Genomic DNA, 20027 nt, shown 5'->3' with positions numbered 1-20027 from the left:
ATTCCCGCGGCGGCCCCCGGTGCACCTGTGCGCCGGGGGCCGCCGCCTACAGCAGTCCGGCGGGGGCGTCCTCGCGGCGGAGGAACGCGAGGCGCGCGGTCTTGTCGGGCAGCGTGATCTCGGGTCCGATGGCGAACCCGCTGCGGCGCAGGCGGGCTGAGGCCTGCGCGTTCCTGGTGTCCGGTTCGGCCACGATCCGGCGGTGGCCCGGATCGGCGAAGAGGTGCGCGCCGATGACCTTGAGGAGCGCCACGGTGAAGCCGGTCTCGGCCTTGCCGTCGGCGGCGGCGACGAGGAGGTGGACGCCGATGTCGCCGGGTTCGACCTCGTAGCATTCGCCCACGGGGTCGGCGTCGGGTTCGTAGGTCTGGAAGAGCGCCACGGGTTTCGCGTCCCGCAGCAGCAGGTAGGCGTGGTGGGTGTCGAGCGAGTCGAGGTATTCGTAGATCTCGAGCACGTAGTCGCGGGAGTGCTCGGTCATCCCCCAGAACCGGGCGCGCTCCTGGGTGACCCAGCCGTAGATGAGGTCGAGGTCCTCCTTCGGCCTGACGGGCACTATGGACACGGTGCCGAAGCCGTCGAGGGTCTGCTCGAACACTGCCGGTCGGTCGATCATGCGGTATTCCTCTTGCAGGCGAGGCCATTCGGTGACGACGGGGATGAGTTCTCCGTCGCGCCAGAGCGGGAACTGGTCGCGGTGGTGGGGGCCGGGCGTCCCTGACGTTCCGAAGGGGACGATCCAGCGGCTCTGCTCGCGGTCGGCGAGGTCCCAGACCCAGCGGGCGGCGGGGCCGCCGGAGAAGTCCTCCGTGGCACCGGGGATGCAGGAGGTGGCCAGGACGCAGTCGACGTCGCCCGCGTTGCCGCCCAACGGCGCTGCCGGCGCGAAGCCGATCGGCTGGTGCTCCCAGGGTCGCAGGCGGTGGACCTCGCCCCAGGTCGCGAACTCCTCGCCCGCGACGTCGTCGAGGGCGGCCCGGAGCACCCGCTCGGCCTCCGCTCGGCCGACGAAGCCCAGGACGTGCTCGACGACGTAGCCGATGCGGTTGCGCAGCAGCAGCCATGGCACGAACGTCGGGTCCGCGCCTTCCGGCACGCCCAGGTCCGCGAACACCGGCAGGGCGGCGAGCCGCCGTGCCGCGGCGGCGCGGTAGGCCGCGAAGGCGGCGGCCTCGACGCTGTCTGCGTCCATGCGGCGGTCCCAGTCCCGCATCCGGTCGAGCAGTTTGGCGGACTCCGGGGCGAGCTCGACGCCCTCCAACGGCCTGAGCAGCACGTCGGCCGAGGGCTGGAGCGTGTCGGTGTGGATCGCGGCCATGTCGGCGGCGGCCCAGCCGGTCCGCTCCTCCAAGAGGGTCCGGATGCGGTTCGCGCGGTGCGGCGGACAGAACTCGACGCCGAGCGGCGCGGACAGGCCCCGCTCGTTCGCCATGGTCGCGACGCGGTCGATGTCCTTGCGGGGCATGGTCTTCCATCCGCGCCAGGCGTGCTTCGCCTCCCAGGCGGGGACCGGATGGCGCCGGTTCTCCTCGTCCCGCTCGGGGACGCGCCCGGCGACCCGGTGCAGGGTCCGCCCGGCGGCGTCGGCGGCCATCACGACGTTGACGGGCAGCACCCAGTGCTCCATCGCGGCGTCCACGTCGTCGACCGTGCGGGCCCGGAGCAGCTTCGGCAGCGCGGCGAACCCCAGGTCGGGCAGCTCCTGGAGCGGGCCGCGCATGCTGAAGGGGCCCTTGGCGTCCTCGCCGACGACGGGTCCGCGTGCGGTCTCGACGATCTCGACGGTCTGGGTTTCGCCTCCGGCGACGGTGTAGGTCTCGCTCCGGACCGAGGCGGGCTCCCACCCGCCGGGCCCGAACGCCTCGACCGACCCGTCCGGGCCGCGTCGCAGTCGTTCGCGGAACACGTCGCAGGTGTCGGCCATGGCGTTGGTGATGCCCCAGGCCACGTCACCGGTGTGTCCGAAGTGGGCAATGCCGGGGGTGCCCGGGATCGCCAGCCCGACGACGTCGAACTCGTCGCACGCCAACCGGATCTGCTGGTAGGCACCGGGAAGCTGGATCGCGCGGTGCGGGTCCCCGGCGAGGATCGGCTTCCCGCTGGCGGTCATGGAGCCGTCGACGAGCCACCCGTTCGACCCGACCGGCTCCGGCCCGTCGAGCGCGAAGGCCCGCACCGCCCGCTCTCCCAAGGCATCCCGTACCAGCTCGCGCCACAGCTTGCCGGGGAACCCGCCGCCGAACAGCAGGTGCTCGCCGTACCAGACCGACAGCGGCGTCCACGGGTCCCACGGCTCCGGCACCGCGTCGAGTTCCGGTGCGAGCGCCGTGCCGGTGGCCATGCCGCTGTTGACGCCGTCGACGTAGGCGCGGACCCACGCGGCGGTCCCTGAGTCGAGGGCCTCGAACGCGGCCTTCGCGGAACCGACGACCCCGGCCCGCCGCACGAGCCGGTCCCAGTGGGCCCAGTCCGCCCCGAACGACGCCGAGGCGTTCCCGGCGGCGCGGCGGCGCGCGGCCTCGATCTGCCAGCCGCGGTCGACAGCGGCGTTGCGGCCCTGGGCGAACGCCAGCGCGTTCGCGTCGGGCGCCTTGAGGTGGGGGACGCCCCAGGCGTCCCGGTAGCACACGAAACTCATAGTTAGGTTAGTCTAACCTAAGCAAAGCTTCACTCATTTTCACCGGGACGCGAGAAGGGATCGGGCATGGGCCACGGCTGGGAGGGCGCGGTACTGAAACTGCTGCGCGCCAAGGACTTCACGTTCACCGTCACGGGCGCGACGCCGATCACCGAGCACTACCGCCGCCTCACCTTCACCGACGGCGGCCTCCTCGCCGATCTGCCCGGGCACCCCACGATGTGGGTCCGTCTCTGGTTCGACGACGGCGGCAGGCCCCACCAGCGCGGTTACACCCTCGTCGACCCCGACCGGGAGGCCGGCACGTTCGCGATCGAGTTCGCCCTCCACAACGGCGTCGCGAGCGACTGGTCCCGGAGGGCCGAACCGGGCGACACCATCCAGGCCACGGTCTACGGCACCGGCTTCGAGCCCTTGGACCCCGAGCCGGAGCGTCTCCTCCTCGTCGGCGACGCCGCCTCGCTCCCGGCCGTCAACTCGCTCCTCGACGCCTTCCCCGACACCCCGGCCACGATCTGGTTCGAGACCGCGGGCGACGACGCACTCCCGTACCGCACCACCGACCGCCACGACCTGCGCCTCGTCCCCCGCGTCGCTGACGGGGAGGCCCTGGTGAGCCGGGTCCGGGAGGAACTCCCCGGTCTCGCCCCGGAGCCCGCCCTCGCCTACCTCTGGATCGCCGTCGAAGCCAGGTCCACGCGCGCGTTGTCCGCGTTCGCCCGCAGGGAGGTCGGTTTCCCGAAGCACCGTGTGCACGCGATGGCGTACTGGCGGTCCTGAAGCGTTCGCCCGTAGACCTGGCGGCCGCGATCGTCTAGTCCGGGCCGTCGCCGATGAACGCGAGGACCGACGCGAATCGGTCCTTCGTCGCCGCGGCGGCGCGGTATGCGGCCTCGATGCGGGCGTGCTCGGCGCGGACCACCGCCCGCTGCTCGGGGGTGACCTCGTCGGCGCTCGCGCACCTGCGCAGTTGCGCGATCGCCTTGCTGGAGAAGCCGTTCCCGAGCAGTGACCGGATCCAGAGGACCTGGTCGACGGCGTCCGGGGTGTAGATCCGCTGGCCGCTCGCGGTCCGTTCGGGCCGCAGCAGCCCTTGCTCCTCGTAGTATCTGAGGGCGCGTACCGTCGCCCCCGTCGCCTCGGCCAGTTCCCCGATGCGCATCCGCACTCTCCTCGCTGTGGTGTCCGCCACGGTCGTTTGCCTCTGACGCCGGCGTGAGGTCTTAGGGTCGACCTCATGCACATCGAAGGTTCCATCGCACTCGTCACCGGCGCCAACCGCGGCCTGGGCCGCCATTTCGCGCGGCAACTCCTAGAACGCGGCGCGGCCAAGGTCTATGCCGGGTCGCGGCGCATCGACGCCGTCGACCTCCCCGGGGTCGAGCCCGTCCAGCTCGACATCACCGATCCCGCTTCGGTCGCGGCCGCCGCGGCGAAGGCCGCCGACACGACGATCCTCGTCAACAATGCCGGGATCGCCACGTTCGCGAACCTCCTCGAAGGCGACGGGGCCGCGGTCCGCAGCGAGATGGAGACCAACTTCTTCGGCACGCTGAACATGGTGCGGGCCTTCGCGCCGGTCCTCGGCGCGAACGGCGGCGGCGCGGTCCTCAACATCCTCTCGGTGCTGTCGTGGCGCGCGTTCGGGGTCGGGAACGCCTACGCCGCAGCGAAAGCCGCGTCGTGGAGCCTCACCAACGGCGCGCGCCTCGAACTCGCGGCGCAGGGGACGCAGGTGACCGGGCTGCACGTCGGCGGCATCGACACCGACATGCTCGCCGCCGTCGAAGCGGAGAAGGCCGACCCGGCCGATATCGCGCGCGCCGGACTCGACGGTATCGAAGCCGGTGCCTTGGAGGTGCTGGCGGACCGGAACGCCGTGGCGCTCAAGGCGATCCTGAACGCCGACCCGAGCGTTCTCTACCCCGAACTCGCGAGCTGAACGCGGCGCCGAGGGTCCGCCCGTTCGGGCGGGCCCTCGGCCGATCGCGTCTCAGAACCAGCTCCCGAAGGACGGCCCCTTCGCGGTTTCGTCCGGGCCGTGGAACACCCGGCCGTCGCGCCAGGCGCGCACCGGGCCCGGGCGGCGCAGCTCGCCGCACTTCCCGACCGCCATCCGCGCCCGGCCCAGGCCGGCCCGCAGCCGCCCGAGGCCGGTCACGGCCGCGACCCGGCGAGTACGGGCTCGGCGGTCGCCGGAACCGGAACCGCGTCGACGGCGAGGGCCGGAACCGTTGCGGGCGTTGCCGTCGGGACGGTCACGCGGGTCGAGTTCGCGACCAGGATCCACACCAGCGCCGAGAGCACGACCAGCAGCACCCGCTGCCCGATGCCGCGCCAGTCCCCGCCGTCGAGGAACCCCGGCAGGAACGTGTTCACCGTCGTCGTCAGGAACGTGAGCGCCGCCAGGGCGGTCACCCACCACGTGCCGCGCCGCACCCAGTCCGGCACCGCCGCGTCCTTCATCCGCAGCGCGCACAACGCCGCGACCACCGTGAGCAGCACGAACGCCGCCCCGGCCGTGTACCGGTGGATCTGCGCCCACCACGTCAGCCCCGACTCGGGCGTCCCGGTGCGGAACACCGCCGCGCACAGCAGCATCACCGCGGTCGAACCGAGCAGGAAGCGGATGAAGCCCTCTCGGGCGAGCCCTACGCCGCGCCCGGCGAGGATCGCGCACGCCAGCGCGAGGGCGAGCACGGAGGCGGGGAAGAGGATGATCCCGGGCCAGGTCAGGGCGTAGCTCGAGACGGGGGTGGCGACCGGGTCCACCGTGTCGGCCTGCGTCAGGTGCATCACGGCGAAGCCGGCCTGGCTGGCCGCGACCGCGGCCATGGCGGTCGTTTCGGCTGCGCGCGTGCGGAAGAGGTTCTGGGTCATGCGGCGAACGGTAGGGGCGTTGACGTGCGGTTCCCTCGGGCCGAGGCGTGGATTCGGGTCTCATACCGTGGGGTGAGGCGGGGGCGCTCGACCCGTACCCGGGAGTGAGGGCGTGCAGGCCGCGGGCGGCATAGGTTGGTGCGGTGACGACCCGTGAGCAGTCCCGCCGACCCGCGCGAGCCCGGAAGTCCCGTTCGACGGGGCCCGCGCCGTACAGTCCCGTCCGTGCCGTGGTCTCCTATCTGGTCGCGGCCGGTCCGGTCGGTTCGGGGACGTGGCGGTGGCGGTTCCCGACGACGCTCGCGTTCATCGGCCCCGGTTCGGTGCCGTTCGCGTTCGTCTTGTTCATGACCGCGAACCAGATCATGCGCACGGAGTACCACGTGGCGTGGGGTGTGCTGCCGGCGTTGGCGACGGGCGCGGCGATCGTGCTGGCCCGGTTCCGGCCGGTCGAGGCGTGGCTGCTGGTGCTGGGGTCGCTGGTGGCGACGATGCTCGGCGCGGACTTCATCGGGTGGCAGCCGTGGCCGCTCACGACCCCGAACCTGTTCGCGCTCATGGTGGTCCTGTTCGCGTTGGCGCGGGACCGGCGGCCGTGGGCGGGGGTGCTGGCGTGGCTGTCGTACTTCCTGGCGGGCGCGGCGGCGATCGGGATGTCGAACGCGCGGCTGGTCACGATCGTCTCCGATCCGGTGGCCAACCCGACGCCGACGCCCGCGACGGACAGTCTCACGCTCGGGGCGCTGCTGGGGGCGTTGGCGTTCCTGGTCGGGTTCACGGTGCGGATCTGGCGGCAGGGCCGGATGCGGGTGGCGGAGGAGGAGCAGGTCGCGGAGGCCGAGCGGCATCAGCGGCGGCTGCTGGAGGAGCGGACTCGGATCGCGCGGGAGCTGCACGACATTGTGGCGCACCACATGTCGGTGATCACGGTGCAGTCGTCGACGGCGGAGTACCGGCTCGCGGGCTTGAGCGAGGAGGCGAAGGCGGAGTTCCGGTCGATCAGCGGCCAGGCGCGTGAGTCGCTCGCGGAGATGCGGCGGCTGCTGGGGGTGCTGCGGAGCGAGGACGAGGCGGGGGCGCGGGCGCCGCAGCCGGGCCCGGAGGCGCTGCAGGGTCTGGCGGAGGCGGTGAACCGGGCGGGGACGCCCGTGGCGCTGCGGGTGGGCGGCCTGCCTGAGGATCTGCCGGAGACGGTGGCGCTCACCGTGTTCCGGGTGGTGCAGGAGGCGTTGAGCAATGTGGTGCGGCACGCGCCGGGGGCGGCGGCGGACGCGGAGGTCGCCGCCGCCGAGGGCCGGGTGACGGTTACGGTGGTGAACGGCCCCGCGCCGGCGGGCCGCGGCTCGGAGGTCGGCGAGGCGCACGGTTCGGGCCTGGGCCTGGTGGGGATGCGCGAGCGCGTGTCGCTCGACGGCGGGACGCTCGAGACCGGGCCGACCGCCGACGGCGGGTTCCGTGTGCACGCGGTGCTGCCGGTCGAGGACCGTTCGAACGCAGAGGAGCCCTAGTGCAGATCAAAGTGCTCATCGCCGACGATCAGGCGATGGTCCGCGCCGGTTTCGCGGCGCTGCTGAACGCGCAGGCGGACATCGAGGTCGTGGGGGACGCGGAGAACGGCGTGGTCGCGGTGACCGAGACGTCCCGGCTGCGGCCCGACGTGGTCCTCATGGACGTTCGGATGCCCACTATGGACGGTTTGGAGGCGGCGAAGCGGATCCTGTCCGCGCCCGAGGAGCGCCGCCCGCGCGTGCTCATGCTCACCACGTTCGACCTCGACGACTACGTGTACGAGGCGCTTCGCATGGGCGCCAGCGGATTCCTGCTCAAGGACGCCCCGCCCGGCGACCTCATCGCGGCCGTCCGGGTCGTCGCGGCCGGCGACGCCCTCCTCGCCCCGTCCGTGACACGGCGGCTCATCGAGCAGTCGTTCAAGGCGAAACCCGCGCTGCAGCGGTCCGCGAAACTCGACGCCCTCACCCCGCGTGAGGAGGAAGTCCTGCGGCTCATCGCCCGGGGCCTCTCCAACCCCGAGATCGCCAAGGCGCTCTTCGTGTCCGAGCAGACCGTCAAGACCCATGTGGGCAAGGTCTTCAGCAAGCTCGGGCTCCGCGACCGCGCCCAGGCCGTCGTCTGCGCCTACGAGACCGGCCTCATCACCGCCGGCGACCCCCGCGAGCGATAAGCCCGTTCCGGTAGACCGCACCCGAAAAGGTGGGGTCTGCAGGAGTGTTCCGCGCCGCCGATCCGCATAGCCTCGGACCCAACGGGCGAACCGCCCGAAAACCCGCATTCCCGCCGCATGCGCCGCCTTCCGAAGGCCCGCATGACGGTCCGCCCTGCCCGGAGACCAGCGCAGAGAGATCGGCACCCATGCACACGCAGACCGCACCCCCTCCCACGGCCGCCAAGCGGCCGCCCACCGTCCGCGTCGCCGCCTGGTCGGCCGCCAACCCGTGGAAGGCCATGCTCGCCTGGGCGGTGTTCGTCGCCGTCTGCTTCGGCGCGGGCACCGCCGCCGGCACCCACCAGGTCGCCTTCTCCGACTTCTGGATCGGCGAGGCCGGCGACGCCGAGACCATCGCCCTCGAGCACGGCCTCACCGCGCCCGCCGTCGAGCGGATCCTCATCACCTCCCCCACCGGCGACCTCGACCCCGAGGCCGCCGCCGCGGCCGCCGCAGACGTCACCGCGCGGATGAACGCCCTCGACGAGGTCGCCGACGTCGCCGCGCCGGTCACCGCCGCGAGCGGCGACGCCGTCCTGCTCGCCGTCACCATGTCCATGCCCGCGCACGAAGCCGGGGACCACATCGACCCGCTCCTCGAAACCACTGCGGCCGTTCAGGAAGCGCACCCCGGCCTCGACATCGCCGAGACCGGGAGCAAATCGATCTCGTCGGAGCTCGACGACCAGCTCGGCACCCAGCTCGGCCAGGTCGAGCGGTTCACCCTGCCGATCACGCTCGCCATCCTCTTCATCGTGTTCGGCTCGCTCCTCCTCGCGGGCGTCCCGCTCGCCCTCGCGATCACCTCGATCATCGCCGCTCTCGGCGCGTACGCCCTGGCCTCCCACTTCTTCCCGGACGCGGGCGGCGCGGTCACCAGCGTCCTCGCCATGATCGGCATGGCCGTCGGCGTCGACTACTCGCTCTTCTACCTCAAACGCGTCCGCGAGGAACGCCGCCGCACCGGCGGCCTCGACCCGGCCGCCGCCATCGAGCACGCCGCCGCGACCGCCGGACGCACCATCGTGACCTCCGGGATCGCCGTCATCGTCTCCCTCGCCGGCCTCTACCTCGTCGACGACGTCATCTTCTCCTCCATCGCCACCGCCTGCATCATCGTCGTCGCCATCGCGATGATCAGCTCCCTCACCGTGCTCCCCGCGATGCTCGCCAAGATCGGCCGCCGCATCGACGGCGGGAGACTCCTGCGGCGCAAGACGACTGCCGCGACGCCGGGCGAGGGCCGGTTCTGGCCGGCGCTCCTGCGCCCGTCCCTGCGCCACCCCGTCGCCACCGCCGTCATCGGCCTCGCCGTCATCGGCGGCCTCGCCCTCCCCGCGCTCACCATGACCACCAGCGTCGAAGGCAAGGAGACCTTCCCCAAATCGCTCGGCACCATCGCGGCCTACGACGACCTCGTCGCCGAGTTCCCCGCCGAAGGCCTCTCCCACTCCGTGGTGGCGCAGGCCGACGACGCCGCCGCGCTCGCCGCGGCCGCCGCCGAACTCGAGGAGCGCACCCGCGGCGACGCCCTGTTCGCCGCCACCGACGCACCCCGCGTCGCCGTCTCGGACGACGGCACCGCGATCCGGCTCGAACTGCCGATCCCCTACGCCACCAGCGACCCCCGCGCCGCCGAGTCCCTCGCGCTGCTCCGCGACGACCTCGTCCCCGACACCGTCGGGCAGGTCCCCGGCGTCGCATACGCCGTCTCCGGCGAACCCGCCTACGCGAAGGACTACGCCGACCACCAGTCCCAGCGCCTGTTCCTCGTCGTCGGGTTCGTACTCCTCGCCACCGTCGTCATGATGCTCATCGCGTTCAGGTCACTGGTGTTCGCGCTCCTGAGCATGGTCCTCAACCTCCTGTCGACCCTCGCCGCATGGGGCGCGCTCGCCCTCGTCTTCCAGCACACCTGGGCCGAAGGACTCCTCCACTTCGACTCGCCCGGATTCGTCGGCTCCCGCACGCCCCTCATGGTCTTCGCGATCCTCTTCGGACTGTCGCTCGACTACCAGGTGTTCGTCATGAGCCGCATCCGAGAGGCCGCACTCGGCGGCGCCGCCCCCCGCGAAGCGATCCGCCAGGGCATCCGCTCCTCCGCCAGCGTCGTCACCAGCGCCGCCGTGATCATGATGTCGGTCTTCGTCGCCTTCGTCTTCATCGACCGCATCGAGATGAAGCAGCTCGGCCTCGCCCTCGCCCTCGGCGTCCTCCTGGACGCGGTGGTCGTGCGGGTCATGCTCCTGCCCGCACTCATGGCGCTCGTCGACCGCGCCGGACGGTGGCCGCGGACCTGGAAGAGCATCGAACAGCGGGCCTGACCTGGGGATCCAGAAAAACACCACACCCTACTGGAACAGACCGTTCCGCTCTGCTAAACTTGGAACATGACATTCCGTTCCGGAGTTTCGAAGAAGGAGAACCCCATGCGCATCCTCGTCACCGGCGCCACCGGCACCGTCGGCAGCAACGTCATCGAGCAGCTCACCGCCCTCGACGCGGACGTCCAGATCCGGGCGCTCACCCGCAACGCCGAAGCGGCCCTTCCCGAAGGCGTCGAGATCGCCGTCGGCGACCTCGCCTCGCACGACACCCTCGCCGACGCCTTCAAGGACGTCGACGCCGTCCACTTCATCAACTTCGCGGGCGACCAGAACGCCCCGCTGCCCGACCCGGCCGGGCTCGTCGCCCTCGCCGAAGCCGCCGGCGTCCGCCGCGCCACCGTCCTCGGCGGCATCGCGGCCGGCCCGCTCGAGCAGGCCCTCGCGGCCAGCGCGATCGAGTCGACCTGGCTCCACCCCGTCGAGTTCATGTCGAACACGCTCATGTGGTGGGCCGCGCCGATCAAGGCGGACGGGGTCATCCGCGAGCCCTTCGGGGACCGGGTCAGCGCGATGGTCCACCCCGCCGACATCGGCGCGGTGGCCGCGAAGGTCCTGCTCGAAGGCGGGTACGACAACGAGACGCTGGTCATCACCGGACCCGAGGCCGTCCCGATCAAGGAGAAGGTCGCGATCCTCAGCGCCGCGGTCGGCCGCGACATCGAGTTCGTCGAGCTCACCACCGACGAGGCGCGCGAGAAGTGGGCCGGGGAGGGCATGAACGAGCACGTGATCGCGTTCCTCATCGAGGCCCTGGGCAACACGCCCGTCGAAGGGCGCACGGTCGCCGACACCGTCGAGCGCGTGACCGGGCGCCCGGCGCGGCGCTTCGCCGAGTGGGCGGACGAGTTCGCGGCCGCCTTCAAGTAGCAGCGAAACCCCAAGGGGCGCATCCGCTTTGCGGATGCGCCCCTTTTTGCCCGTAATTCTGGGAATTCACAGGCTAATTGACATTCCTGAAACAACGCACCACTTAGGTTGATATTCACTGAATTACTCGCATCTTTCACTTTTTCCGATTTGGCTCTAATCTCCTTGCATGGCATGGATCACCATCACCTCGGCGCCGTCCGCAACCAGCGGGCGCCGCCGGCCTGCCATGGCGGCCGCCTTCCCCGTCGGCCGCCGATGCCCTCACCCGAAAGGCATGCATCACATGAATCGCCAACGCGCGCTTGCAGTCACCGCTGCCGGTGCCATCGCCACCGCTCTCTCCCTAGCCGCCGGGGCCGCACCCGCCTCGGCCGAGATCCTCGACGCCAAGGCCGAAGAGGCCCGCGCCGAACTCACCGGCAACGTCTCCCAGGGCCTCATCAGCGAGCTCCAGGACACCTTCGGGCTCACCGAGTCCGAGGCGTACGACCGCCTCGCCGTCGAAGACGTCGCCGCCGACCTCCTCGACGAGGTCCCCGCCGACCTCGACGCCTCCTATGCGGGCCTGTGGGTCTCGGACGACGCCGACGAGATCTTCGTCGCCACCACCGACGCCGCCGAGACCAACCGGCTGCGCGCCGAAGGCGCCACCCCCGTGCTCGTCGAGCACGACCTCGCCACCCTCGAGGACGCCGCCGCCGCGGTCTCCCCGATCGCCGTCGACGGCTACTACGGCAACTACGTCGACGTCGTGTCCAACACGCTCGTCGTCGAAGCGGCCGACGCCGCGACCGCCGCCGACGTGATCGAGGCCGCAGGCATCGACCCGTCGCTCGTCACCGTCGCCGAAACCGAAGCGCCCCAGACGTACTTCGTGCGCGGCGGCGACTCCTACATCGTCGAGAACTCGTGGCGCTGCTCGGTGGGCTTCGCGGTCCGCCAGGGCTCCACCCCCGGCTTCGTCACCGCCGGCCACTGCGGCTCCACGGGCGACCAGGTCACCAGCGGCGAAGCGGCCCCCGGCACCTTCCGCAACTCGGTGTTCCCGTCCTCCGACCGCGCCTGGGTCGCCGTCGGCTCCTCCGAGCCGCTGTACGACGACGTGAACATGTACTCCGGCACCCGCGACGTCGCCAACGCGTCGCAGGCCGCCGTCGGCTCCTCCGTCTGCCGCTCCGGTTCGACCACCGGCTGGCACTGCGGGAGCATCCAGGCGTTCAACCAGACCGTCAACTACGCCGAAGGCTCGGTCTACGGCATGACCCGCACCAACGTCTGCGCCGAGCCCGGCGACTCCGGCGGCTCGTTCATCTCCGGCAACAGCGCGCAGGGCATGACCTCCGGCGGCTCGGGCAACTGCTCCTCCGGCGGCACGACCTACTTCCAGCCCATCGGCCCGGCCCTCAGCGCCTGGGGCCTGACCCTCGTCACCAGCTAGACGGACGCTGCACCCTGGGGGCCTTCCGGAAGGGAGGCCCCCTCCTCGCGTCTCACGCCCGGGCCCTCCGCCCGCGCAGCGCGCCCACGTACACGCCGACGAGGATCAGCGGGGTCCCCACCAGCAGCGACACCGTCAGCGGCTCGTCGTCCAGCCACGCCGACACCACGATCGCCACCACCGGGACCACCACGAACAGGTACGCCGCCCGCGGCCCGCCCCACCGCTGGATCACCATCAGGTACAGCACGAACGTCAGCACCGAACCCGCCACCACCAGGTACGCCAGCGCCCACCACGTGTCCGCGAGCTCCGGCAGCACCCACCGGTCCCCCGCCGCGAACGAACCCGCGAACAGCAGCACCGCCGCGGCCCCCATCCCCACCGCGTTCATCGTCACCGGATGCACCTCCGGCAGCCGCTTCACCAGCACCGCCGCCTCCGCGAACGACAGCACCGCCCCCAACGCCGCCAACAGGACCGGCAGCGGCACGTCCGCCCGCAGCGGCGCCTGCGACACCACGGCCACCCCCGCCACGGCGATGAGCGTCCCCAGCAGCGCGGCGGTGTGGAAATGCTCCTGGCCCTGGGCGACCGCGAGCAGCAGCGTCGCCAACGGCACGAGCGCCAGCAGGGTCTGGCCGAGGCCGGCGTGGAGGTAGACGAGCGCGTAGTACGCGAGCGAGAACGGCACCCCGAAGTTCAGCACCCCGAACACGACCGCCCCGGCCAGCGCCTTCCCGCGGGGCAGGCGCAGCCGCATGACGGCGAGGACGGCGAAGAGCAGGAGCGCGGCGGCACCGAACCGCACGGCGGCGCCCCAGAGCGGGTCGAGCTCGCGGTTGCTGAACCTGATGCCGACGGCATTGCACCCGGCGAGAAGGGTCGCGCCTGCGAAGGCGGCCAGCGCGGCCCGATCGCGAATGGGCTGCATACCTCCACGATAGGCCCGACCCGGCCGGAGCAGACCCGAAACCGCAGGTCAGGAGCGGGCGACGCGCCGGTCCCTCAGAGGGGCATCGGATGCACTTCGGCCTTCCACCGGACCTCGGCGTTCACCCATTGCGCGGCCCGGTCGACGGCGGCGTGCAGGTGCTCGCGGTCGGCGCGCGCGTCGTCCCACTGCACCGCCTCCACCACGAGATCGCCGTTGCCGCGGCGCAGCGCGACCCGCCCCGGCAGGTCGTCCCCGACGAAGATCGGCAGGCAGTAGTAGCCGAAGGTCCGCTGCGGCTCGGGCACGTAGATCTCGATCTTCCAGCCGTGGCCCCACAGGCGCTCCATGCGCTCGCGCAGCCACACCAGCTGGTCGAACATCGACACCGCGACCGCCCGCTCAGCGCCCGTGAGGCGGGTGCGGCGCACCTGCGGGTCGATCCAGGCGCGGCCCTTCCAGCCTTCGACGGCGATCTGCTCGACCTCGAGGTCGCGGAGCACGCGCTCGGTGTCGGCGATCTTGAGGCGGAAGTAGTCGGCGATGTCCTTGCTCGTGCCCACGCCGAGGTTCCGCAGGGCCGTTGACACCATGTAGCGCAGGCATGCGTCGTCGTCGGCGTCCCACCGGTGCTCGGCGGGGATGGCGCGCTCGGCGAGCTGGTAGACGCGCTTGAACCCGATCCGGTGCGTGCACGCGACCTCGCCGAACCAGAGCAGCCGCTCGACGGCGTGCTTGTGGTCGGTGCGGAAGTTCCAACTGTCGCCGATGTTCCCGGTGCTCCGGTCGCGGTGCATCGCACCGGAAGGGAAGTCCGACACGGTGATCGCCCCGCGGTCGGCGAGCAGCGCCAGCACCTCGGCCTCGGCGGCCGCGAGCGAGTCGTCCTGGTACCGCTCGCGCCAGTTCCGGCGCCGGCGGGCGAGGTACGGCCAGGCGGAGACGGGCAGCAGCGACATCGCATGCGCCCAGTACTCGAACGCGACAGGATGCTTGCGCCGCTCGAGACTCCGCACCGCCTCATCGACGTCGAGGTCCCGTGCGAGCAGCGTCAACTCATGGGCCCGGCGCACGGCCGAGATCGTGTCGAGCTGGATGCACCCGAGGCGTTCGAGCACGGTCTTGAACCGGGTCGCCTTGGGCCGCAACTGCGCGGCGATCGCAATCCGACGGGCATCGGCAAGCCGCAACGACTCAGGCACAGATCCGGTCCTCTCTCAATGACGAGCGCACACCCCGACCGTACCGCCAGGGTCCGACACGGCCGACCGCCGCAAGGAAGACCGAAGGCGCAGCGGCACGCGCCGCGAGCCGAATCGGTGCATCATGGGGAAATGGCGACATTCAACCAGCACAACCAGACCGTGCACGGCGACCAGTACATGGCGGACTCGATCAACGTCACCCACGGGCACCGCAGCCCCATCGATGCCCGGACCGACGCCGTCGCGTTCGACCGGGCCCTGTCCGCCCTTCAGGAGGCGGCGATCCCCGCCGCCGCCCGCGAACACGTGGCGACCGAGCTCACCGCGGCCCGCGGCGAATTGGAGTCCGGTGACGCCGGTGCCGCCCAAGGCCGCATGGCCGGACTCCTAGGGCAGGGCGAGACGGTCGCGGCGATCGTGAGCAGCCTCGCCGCCTCGATCGGGGTGTTCCTCAATGGCTGAGCCGGACGATCGCGACCGCCGATCGCACCTCGAGCGGCCGCAGACGTACTTCCAGCAGCAAGGACAGCAGGTCCACGGCCCCCAATACAACGCGGACAGGATCGAGATCCACATGTCCGCCGATGCGGACGGGTGGATCAACGGGCCGTCCCGGCAGCCGAACCCGGTGGCGAGCCGCGCCGAGATCGAGCGCGAGCGAGCACGGCGGCAGGAACGGGACGACCTCGCGTACTACGGCTACCGCCACTACACCCGGGACCGGAATCGCTGGCTGCAGACCCTGACTCCCCAGGAGCGGGCGGCCGAAGTGCAGCGCGACCGCGATCTCCCCCGGCACGGCGGGTCGAGGGCTCGCCACCACCGGCGAATCCTGCGTTCGGGAGATCTCCCCGCTGACACCAGCCCCGCCGACCCGCGATACGTGCAGGCCAAAAGGAAGCTCGAGTCCGGACAGGACAGACGATCGCGGCTCGCCTGCATTGCGGCTGCCGTCGCCATGCTCCTGCTCGTGCTGATCGCCATATCGGACGGCGCCTACTGGTTCGTCGCGATCTCGGTGCTCGCAGTCATCGGCGGCGTGTTCGGATATGTCCGGCAGAAGGCTCCGGTGAAACCGAGCGGCCCGACCCGGTGATCCGGCCGTCGGACCGCCGTGACCGCGCGACGCTCGCCCGCCGTTCCGTCCTCGCACCATCGTCGATGCCGACGGTGACGCGAAACCTCCGACCTCGGGGACCGATCAATGCCCGGCCACGCTAGTTCGGCGCGACCGCCACCGTCCCCGTCTCCGCCCGCGGATCCGCCGCGCCCTCCGCGTGCCCGTCCTCGTCGATCTCGATCAGGTGCGCGTGCCCGAACCCGCTCCCGGCCTCCGCGTCAGCCACCGCGAACCCGCGCTCCCGCAGACCGCCCGCCCAAGCCTCCGGGCTGCCGCCCTCCAGCTCGACGTCGATCTCATGCACACCGTCCCAGGTCCCGAACCCGGTCTCGCCCGGGTGCAGCCGCCACCGCGGCGCCCCAACCGCAGCCCCGACCGACTCGCCGCCGTGCAGCACCCGCGCGATCAACTGCGCCACGATCTGCGGCTGCGAATCGCCGCCCATCGACCCGGCCACCAGCCGCAACGACCCGTCAGCCCGCGTCACCAGCGCCGGCACCAGCGTGTGCGGCGGCCGCTTCCCCGGCCCGAACTCGGCCGGATGCCCCGGCTCCAGGCTGAACCCGGTCCCCCGGTTCTGCAGGCCGATCCCCGTCCGCGGCTCGAACAGCCACGTCCCGAACCCCGCCGCGTTCGACTGGATGTACGAGACGCCCATCCCGTTCCCGTCGAGCACCGCCATGTACGTCGTCCCGCCGGCCGACTGCCGCACCGGCACCTCGGCCTTCCGGTCCGCGCTGATCCGCGCCGCCCGCTCCCCGGCCGCCGCCAGCAGATCCGCGACGTCCGCGCCCTCGAACAGCCGCTCCGGCCGGTCGTACCCGGCCTGCCGCGACGCCTCCACCAGGTAATGCGCCCACAGCGGGTTGCCCGCGTCCACCGGCAGCTCCAGCCGGTCCGCGATCGAGAGCGCGAGCAGCAGCAGGTACCCCTGCGAGTTCGGCGCCGCCGACCACACCCGGTGCCCGAACGCCTCGACGCTCAACGGCGCCTCCCAATCCGCTTGGGACGCAGCCAGATCCGCCTCGCTGAAGAGGCCCTTGCCCAGTTCGACGAGCCCCTGCCCGAAGTCGCCCAGGTAGAAGCCGTCCCGGCCGCCCTCGGCGGCCGCGCGCAGCGCGCCGGCGGTCCGCTCGCGCCGCACGGTCGACCCCGCCTCCAGGCCCACCAGGTCCTCCGCACCCGCAACGCCCGCAACGGTGTTGCCCGCCTTCGCGAGCATCGCGGTCGCGGGCCAGCCGCCCGACGCGAGCGCGATCGCCGGCGCCAGCAGCTCGTCCATCGGCCGCGTCCCGTACCGCTCGTGCAGCGCGAACCAGCCGTCCACGCAACCGGGCACGGTCGTCGACCGCACGTCGTTGCGGAACGGCATCGCCTGGTGCCCCTCGGCCCGCAGCCCCTCCGGGTCCGCGCCGGAACCGGCCCGCCCGGACGCGTTCAGATACGCGGGCTCCGCCTCGCCCGGAACGTGGACCAGCGCGAACAGGTCGCCGCCGAGCCCGCACAGGTGCGGCGCGACCACGGTCAGGGCCGCGCCCGCCGCGATCGCGGCGTCGACGGCGTTGCCGCCGTTCGCGAGCACTTCGCGTCCGATGCCGCTCACATGCGGATCGACCGAACACACCACACCCTGATCGACCACGGGGCCTCCTTCTGCGCAGCCGGCGGGCCGCACCGCGGCCCACCCGGGGGATCGACGCGCGCCGAACCGCAGGTCCGCGCGCTTGCAACGCCCCGAAGCCTACCTTGCCGGTCGGCTAGTAGAAAAGCCGCGAGCGCCCGTCAGACGTCCGGATCGGCGCCGAACATCCGCCGCCCCGAGATCTGCGCGGCCCGCCAGTACCACTCCACGTACGCGACGATGATCACCGCGAGGATCCCCAAGTGCTGCAACGCGGTCGGCTCCCCGAACAGCACCAGGACGATCCCGCCCGACGCCAGCAGCATCCGCGCCGCCGCCCCCGCGAAATGCCCGCGCCGGCCCTGCCCCACCAGGTCCGCCCGGCACGCGGGCAGCAGCGTGCAGACCGACACCGCCAACCCCGCCGCGAACACCGCCGCCAGCGCACCGGACAGCCCCACCGCGACCGCGAACGGCGTCGGGAAGATCCAGTCGATCACGTTGAGCAGCAACACCGCCCGCAGCGCCCACTCGTACCAGCGCCACGACCACCGCCGCAACGTCGCCTCGTACAGGCCCCACGCCTCGACCACCGCGGCGTCGCCCGCCTTGGTGTCGACCGCGTCGTTCACCACTTTCCATGCGACCCGCACCCCCGAGCTCAACCGCCCGCGCACCTGCAGGTTCTCCGCGAGGTCGTACCAGGCGTCGACGAGGTTCGGATCGAGCTCGATCGCCCGCCGGAGATGGGCCTGGGCCCGCTTGTGCCGCAAGTGATAGTCGAAGATCCGCCCCGCCGTGTGCTGCACCCACGCGTCCTCGGGCGAACGCTCGAGCGCCCGCTCCACCAGCTCCCGGGTCTTCGCGAACTCCTGATCCACATGGTGGTACCAGGCCAACTGCATGTAGTACCGGCCGTTGTCCGGCGCCAGCTCCACCGCCCGCCACAGCGACACCGACGCCTCGTCGACCCGCCCCAGCTCGTACAGGACGCTCGCCTGCAGCCAGTGCGCGTCCTCGTTCTCCGGCTCTTCGGCGACCGCCCGGTCCGCCCACTCGAGCGCGGCCTCCTGGCGCTCGCCCATGTGCAGGCACCACGCCAGCAGCAACTGCGAGACCGAACCGGCACCGTACTTCGCGATCCCCTGCTCCAGCACCTCAGCGGCCTCGAGGTACTGACCATCATCGATCAGTTCCCTCGCGCGGCCCTCCACGGCGCCGGAGATGAGCCCGGGCCAGGTCTTGTTCACCGCCTGCAGGACTCGGCCGCGCGCACGCGGAGACGGGATCCTGGACGGTCCGACGGCTTCGCTCATTCCCGACTCCAGATCGCTCCGGGGGCACTTCCTACGGCACGGCAGCCGGGGCGGCGGCGGACCACTCGGGCCTCCACGGGACTCGAACCGCGTGCCGGTGCTCACGACAGGTGCTTTTGTCTCCCGACGCCCTTAGCATAGAGGTGGACCGCGTCCACCTGTACGGCCAAGTCTCTTGTACCGTGGAGTGACTGCGGTGGGGACGAGAGGAAAGATCGGAACTGGTCATGGAAGAGCCGACACAGCCTGCTGACTCAGCCGGGCCGATCTCGTCGACGGTGCACCGCTGGCGGCGCCTCGCGGTCCGGCACGACCTCGAGTGGAGCGAACTCCTGCTCATCGCGTTGAACCTGTACGGGTTGCGCGGCAACAACTCCGAGGGCATGCGACTGCGCCTGAACTCCGAAGACGAAGAGTTCATGCTGGTCCTGCCGGCTGACCGCGCGACTTCGCCGTTCAGCCTCCGCGCCCACGTCGACCCCTCATCGCCGCAGCACGGCCTGAGCGAACTGTGCGTCGACGGCACCCCGGTCGCCGAGATCATCGAAGCCGAACCCGGCGAAGAGGTCCGCGGCTACCTGCGCGCCGACGGCACCGCCGCGACCCTGCTCCTGCAGACCGGCACCGAATCGCCCGAACTGGTGAAGTGCTACCGCGACCTGTTGCAGGCCTTGGCCTCCGATCTGGCCGACGACGGCGAGCCGCACCTCTTCGACGAGGTCACGCTCTCCGCCGGCGGCGTCCACGACGAAGCCCTCGTGGTCGAGCACCTCGTCGCGGTCCGCGAAGCGATGACCGCCGAAGGCCTCCCGGAGACGACGACGCTCGGCGTCCTCACCCCGGCCCTCCACAGCCAGTCCGCCTTCGCGGAACTGGCAGCGAAAGTCGGTCCGATCCTGCTCTTCCTGACCACCGAGACCTTCCAGGACGACAGTCCCGCAACGGAAGCCGAACCGACCGTCCCTGAGGACGCCGCGGCCGCGGACCCCCTGGTCCCGCCCACGAGCCGCCAGTCGGAACGCCTCTCGGAGATCCTGGCCGCGGCCCGCGAAGCCGGCCACCGGACCTCCTTCACGTACACCGTCGGCAGCGAACCGCTCGACGAGATGCGCGCCTGGCTCCTGCCGCTCGCCGAGCAGACCACCATGTGGCCCTCGCTCACGATCCTCCCGGCCGAGACGCCTGTGGACGACTCGCAGCACGTGGCCGCGCCCGACGAACGCCTCGACTTCTTCCTCGAAGCCCGGCGCCTCCTCGAGCAGATCTTCGCCCCGACCCAGCTCCGCCCGCAACCGTGGCGCTGCTACCGCGGCCTCTGGTACCGCCAACACGCCGGCGAACACCTCGACGGCCCGTACGTCTAAGAGCAACACAAAAAGGGCCGCAACCCGATG

18 protein-coding genes are annotated in these 20027 nt (G+C 71.7%); 10 read left to right on the top strand and 8 right to left on the bottom strand.

Features of this window, described 5'->3' with window-relative positions:
* Window positions 1–46: 46 nt before the first annotated feature.
* The gene (locus tag O2L01_RS11865) at window positions 47–2638 is read right to left on the bottom strand and encodes a GNAT family N-acetyltransferase (RefSeq protein ID WP_270122147.1); all 2592 of its coding nucleotides are present in this window, start codon (window positions 2636–2638) and stop codon (window positions 47–49) included.
* A 66-nt stretch (window positions 2639–2704) separates the two neighbouring features.
* Here O2L01_RS11865 and O2L01_RS11860 point away from each other — a divergent pair, with 66 nt between their 5' ends.
* Window positions 2705–3418, top strand: coding sequence for a siderophore-interacting protein (locus O2L01_RS11860; RefSeq protein WP_270122146.1), 714 nt, complete (start codon window positions 2705–2707; stop codon window positions 3416–3418).
* Between the two features lie 34 nt (window positions 3419–3452).
* Here the strand turns inward: O2L01_RS11860 and O2L01_RS11855 are convergent, their stop codons facing one another.
* A complete protein-coding gene (locus O2L01_RS11855; RefSeq protein ID WP_270122145.1) occupies window positions 3453–3800 on the bottom strand; it encodes a MerR family transcriptional regulator in 348 nt (115 codons plus the stop codon).
* Between the two features lie 75 nt (window positions 3801–3875).
* Between O2L01_RS11855 and O2L01_RS11850 the strand changes: the two genes are divergently transcribed.
* Window positions 3876–4580 carry an SDR family oxidoreductase gene (locus O2L01_RS11850; RefSeq protein WP_270122144.1) on the top strand — a complete coding sequence of 235 codons (705 nt, stop codon included), beginning with the start codon at window positions 3876–3878 and terminating at the stop codon, window positions 4578–4580.
* A gap of 51 nt (window positions 4581–4631) precedes the next feature.
* On the opposite strand, the gene O2L01_RS11845 is transcribed toward O2L01_RS11850, so the two are convergent.
* Window positions 4632–4799: a hypothetical protein gene (locus O2L01_RS11845; protein ID WP_270122143.1), complete on the bottom strand. Its 168-nt coding sequence runs from the start codon at window positions 4797–4799 to the stop codon at window positions 4632–4634.
* A complete protein-coding gene (locus O2L01_RS11840; RefSeq protein ID WP_270122142.1) occupies window positions 4796–5518 on the bottom strand; it encodes a DUF998 domain-containing protein in 723 nt (240 codons plus the stop codon). The genes O2L01_RS11845 and O2L01_RS11840 overlap by 4 nt, the downstream gene beginning before the upstream one ends.
* Before the next feature lie 230 nt (window positions 5519–5748).
* Between O2L01_RS11840 and O2L01_RS11835 the strand changes: the two genes are divergently transcribed.
* The 5 genes from O2L01_RS11835 (at window position 5749) to O2L01_RS11815 (ending at window position 12437) form a co-directional block, all read left to right on the top strand.
* A complete protein-coding gene (locus tag O2L01_RS11835; protein ID WP_270122141.1) occupies window positions 5749–7026 on the top strand; it encodes a sensor histidine kinase in 1278 nt (425 codons plus the stop codon).
* The gene (locus O2L01_RS11830; RefSeq protein ID WP_270122140.1) at window positions 7026–7700 is read left to right on the top strand and encodes a response regulator; all 675 of its coding nucleotides are present in this window, start codon (window positions 7026–7028) and stop codon (window positions 7698–7700) included. Before O2L01_RS11835 ends, O2L01_RS11830 begins: the two co-directional genes overlap by 1 nt.
* Before the next feature lie 188 nt (window positions 7701–7888).
* Entirely contained in the window at window positions 7889–10066 is a 2178-nt protein-coding gene (locus O2L01_RS11825) for an MMPL family transporter (RefSeq protein WP_270122139.1), read from the top strand.
* A gap of 105 nt (window positions 10067–10171) precedes the next feature.
* Complete coding sequence (locus O2L01_RS11820; protein ID WP_270122138.1) at window positions 10172–10996, top strand: NmrA family NAD(P)-binding protein; 825 nt, start codon at window positions 10172–10174, stop codon at window positions 10994–10996.
* Between the two features lie 286 nt (window positions 10997–11282).
* On the top strand, window positions 11283–12437 hold the full coding sequence (locus O2L01_RS11815; protein ID WP_270122137.1) for a S1 family peptidase: 1155 nt from the start codon (window positions 11283–11285) through the stop codon (window positions 12435–12437).
* A gap of 52 nt (window positions 12438–12489) precedes the next feature.
* On the opposite strand, the gene O2L01_RS11810 is transcribed toward O2L01_RS11815, so the two are convergent.
* Both O2L01_RS11810 and O2L01_RS11805 read right to left on the bottom strand, forming a co-directional pair.
* Window positions 12490–13371 carry a DMT family transporter gene (locus O2L01_RS11810; RefSeq protein WP_270122136.1) on the bottom strand — a complete coding sequence of 294 codons (882 nt, stop codon included), beginning with the start codon at window positions 13369–13371 and terminating at the stop codon, window positions 12490–12492.
* A gap of 74 nt (window positions 13372–13445) precedes the next feature.
* On the bottom strand, window positions 13446–14573 hold the full coding sequence (locus O2L01_RS11805) for a DNA glycosylase AlkZ-like family protein (protein WP_270122135.1): 1128 nt from the start codon (window positions 14571–14573) through the stop codon (window positions 13446–13448).
* Between the two features lie 132 nt (window positions 14574–14705).
* On the opposite strand from O2L01_RS11805, the gene O2L01_RS11800 reads away from it, so the two are divergent.
* Window positions 14706–15038: a hypothetical protein gene (locus O2L01_RS11800; protein WP_270122134.1), complete on the top strand. Its 333-nt coding sequence runs from the start codon at window positions 14706–14708 to the stop codon at window positions 15036–15038.
* Window positions 15031–15672, top strand: a complete 642-nt coding sequence (locus tag O2L01_RS11795) for a hypothetical protein (RefSeq protein WP_270122133.1) — start codon at window positions 15031–15033, stop codon at window positions 15670–15672. Before O2L01_RS11800 ends, O2L01_RS11795 begins: the two co-directional genes overlap by 8 nt.
* Window positions 15673–15793: 121 nt before the next feature.
* On the opposite strand, the gene O2L01_RS11790 is transcribed toward O2L01_RS11795, so the two are convergent.
* Entirely contained in the window at window positions 15794–17338 is a 1545-nt protein-coding gene (locus O2L01_RS11790; RefSeq protein WP_270122132.1) for a gamma-glutamyltransferase family protein, read from the bottom strand.
* 140 nt (window positions 17339–17478) lie between these two features.
* The gene (locus tag O2L01_RS11785; protein ID WP_270122131.1) at window positions 17479–18633 is read right to left on the bottom strand and encodes a tetratricopeptide repeat protein; all 1155 of its coding nucleotides are present in this window, start codon (window positions 18631–18633) and stop codon (window positions 17479–17481) included.
* A 227-nt stretch (window positions 18634–18860) separates the two neighbouring features.
* On the opposite strand from O2L01_RS11785, the gene O2L01_RS11780 reads away from it, so the two are divergent.
* Window positions 18861–19997 carry a hypothetical protein gene (locus O2L01_RS11780; RefSeq protein ID WP_270122130.1) on the top strand — a complete coding sequence of 379 codons (1137 nt, stop codon included), beginning with the start codon at window positions 18861–18863 and terminating at the stop codon, window positions 19995–19997.
* The last annotated feature ends 30 nt before the right edge of the window (window positions 19998–20027 follow it).

Source organism: Glycomyces lechevalierae (genome assembly GCF_027622945.1).
GTDB lineage: Bacteria > Actinomycetota > Actinomycetes > Mycobacteriales > Micromonosporaceae > Glycomyces > Glycomyces rutgersensis.
This window is presented reverse-complemented; position numbering and strand designations above follow the sequence as displayed.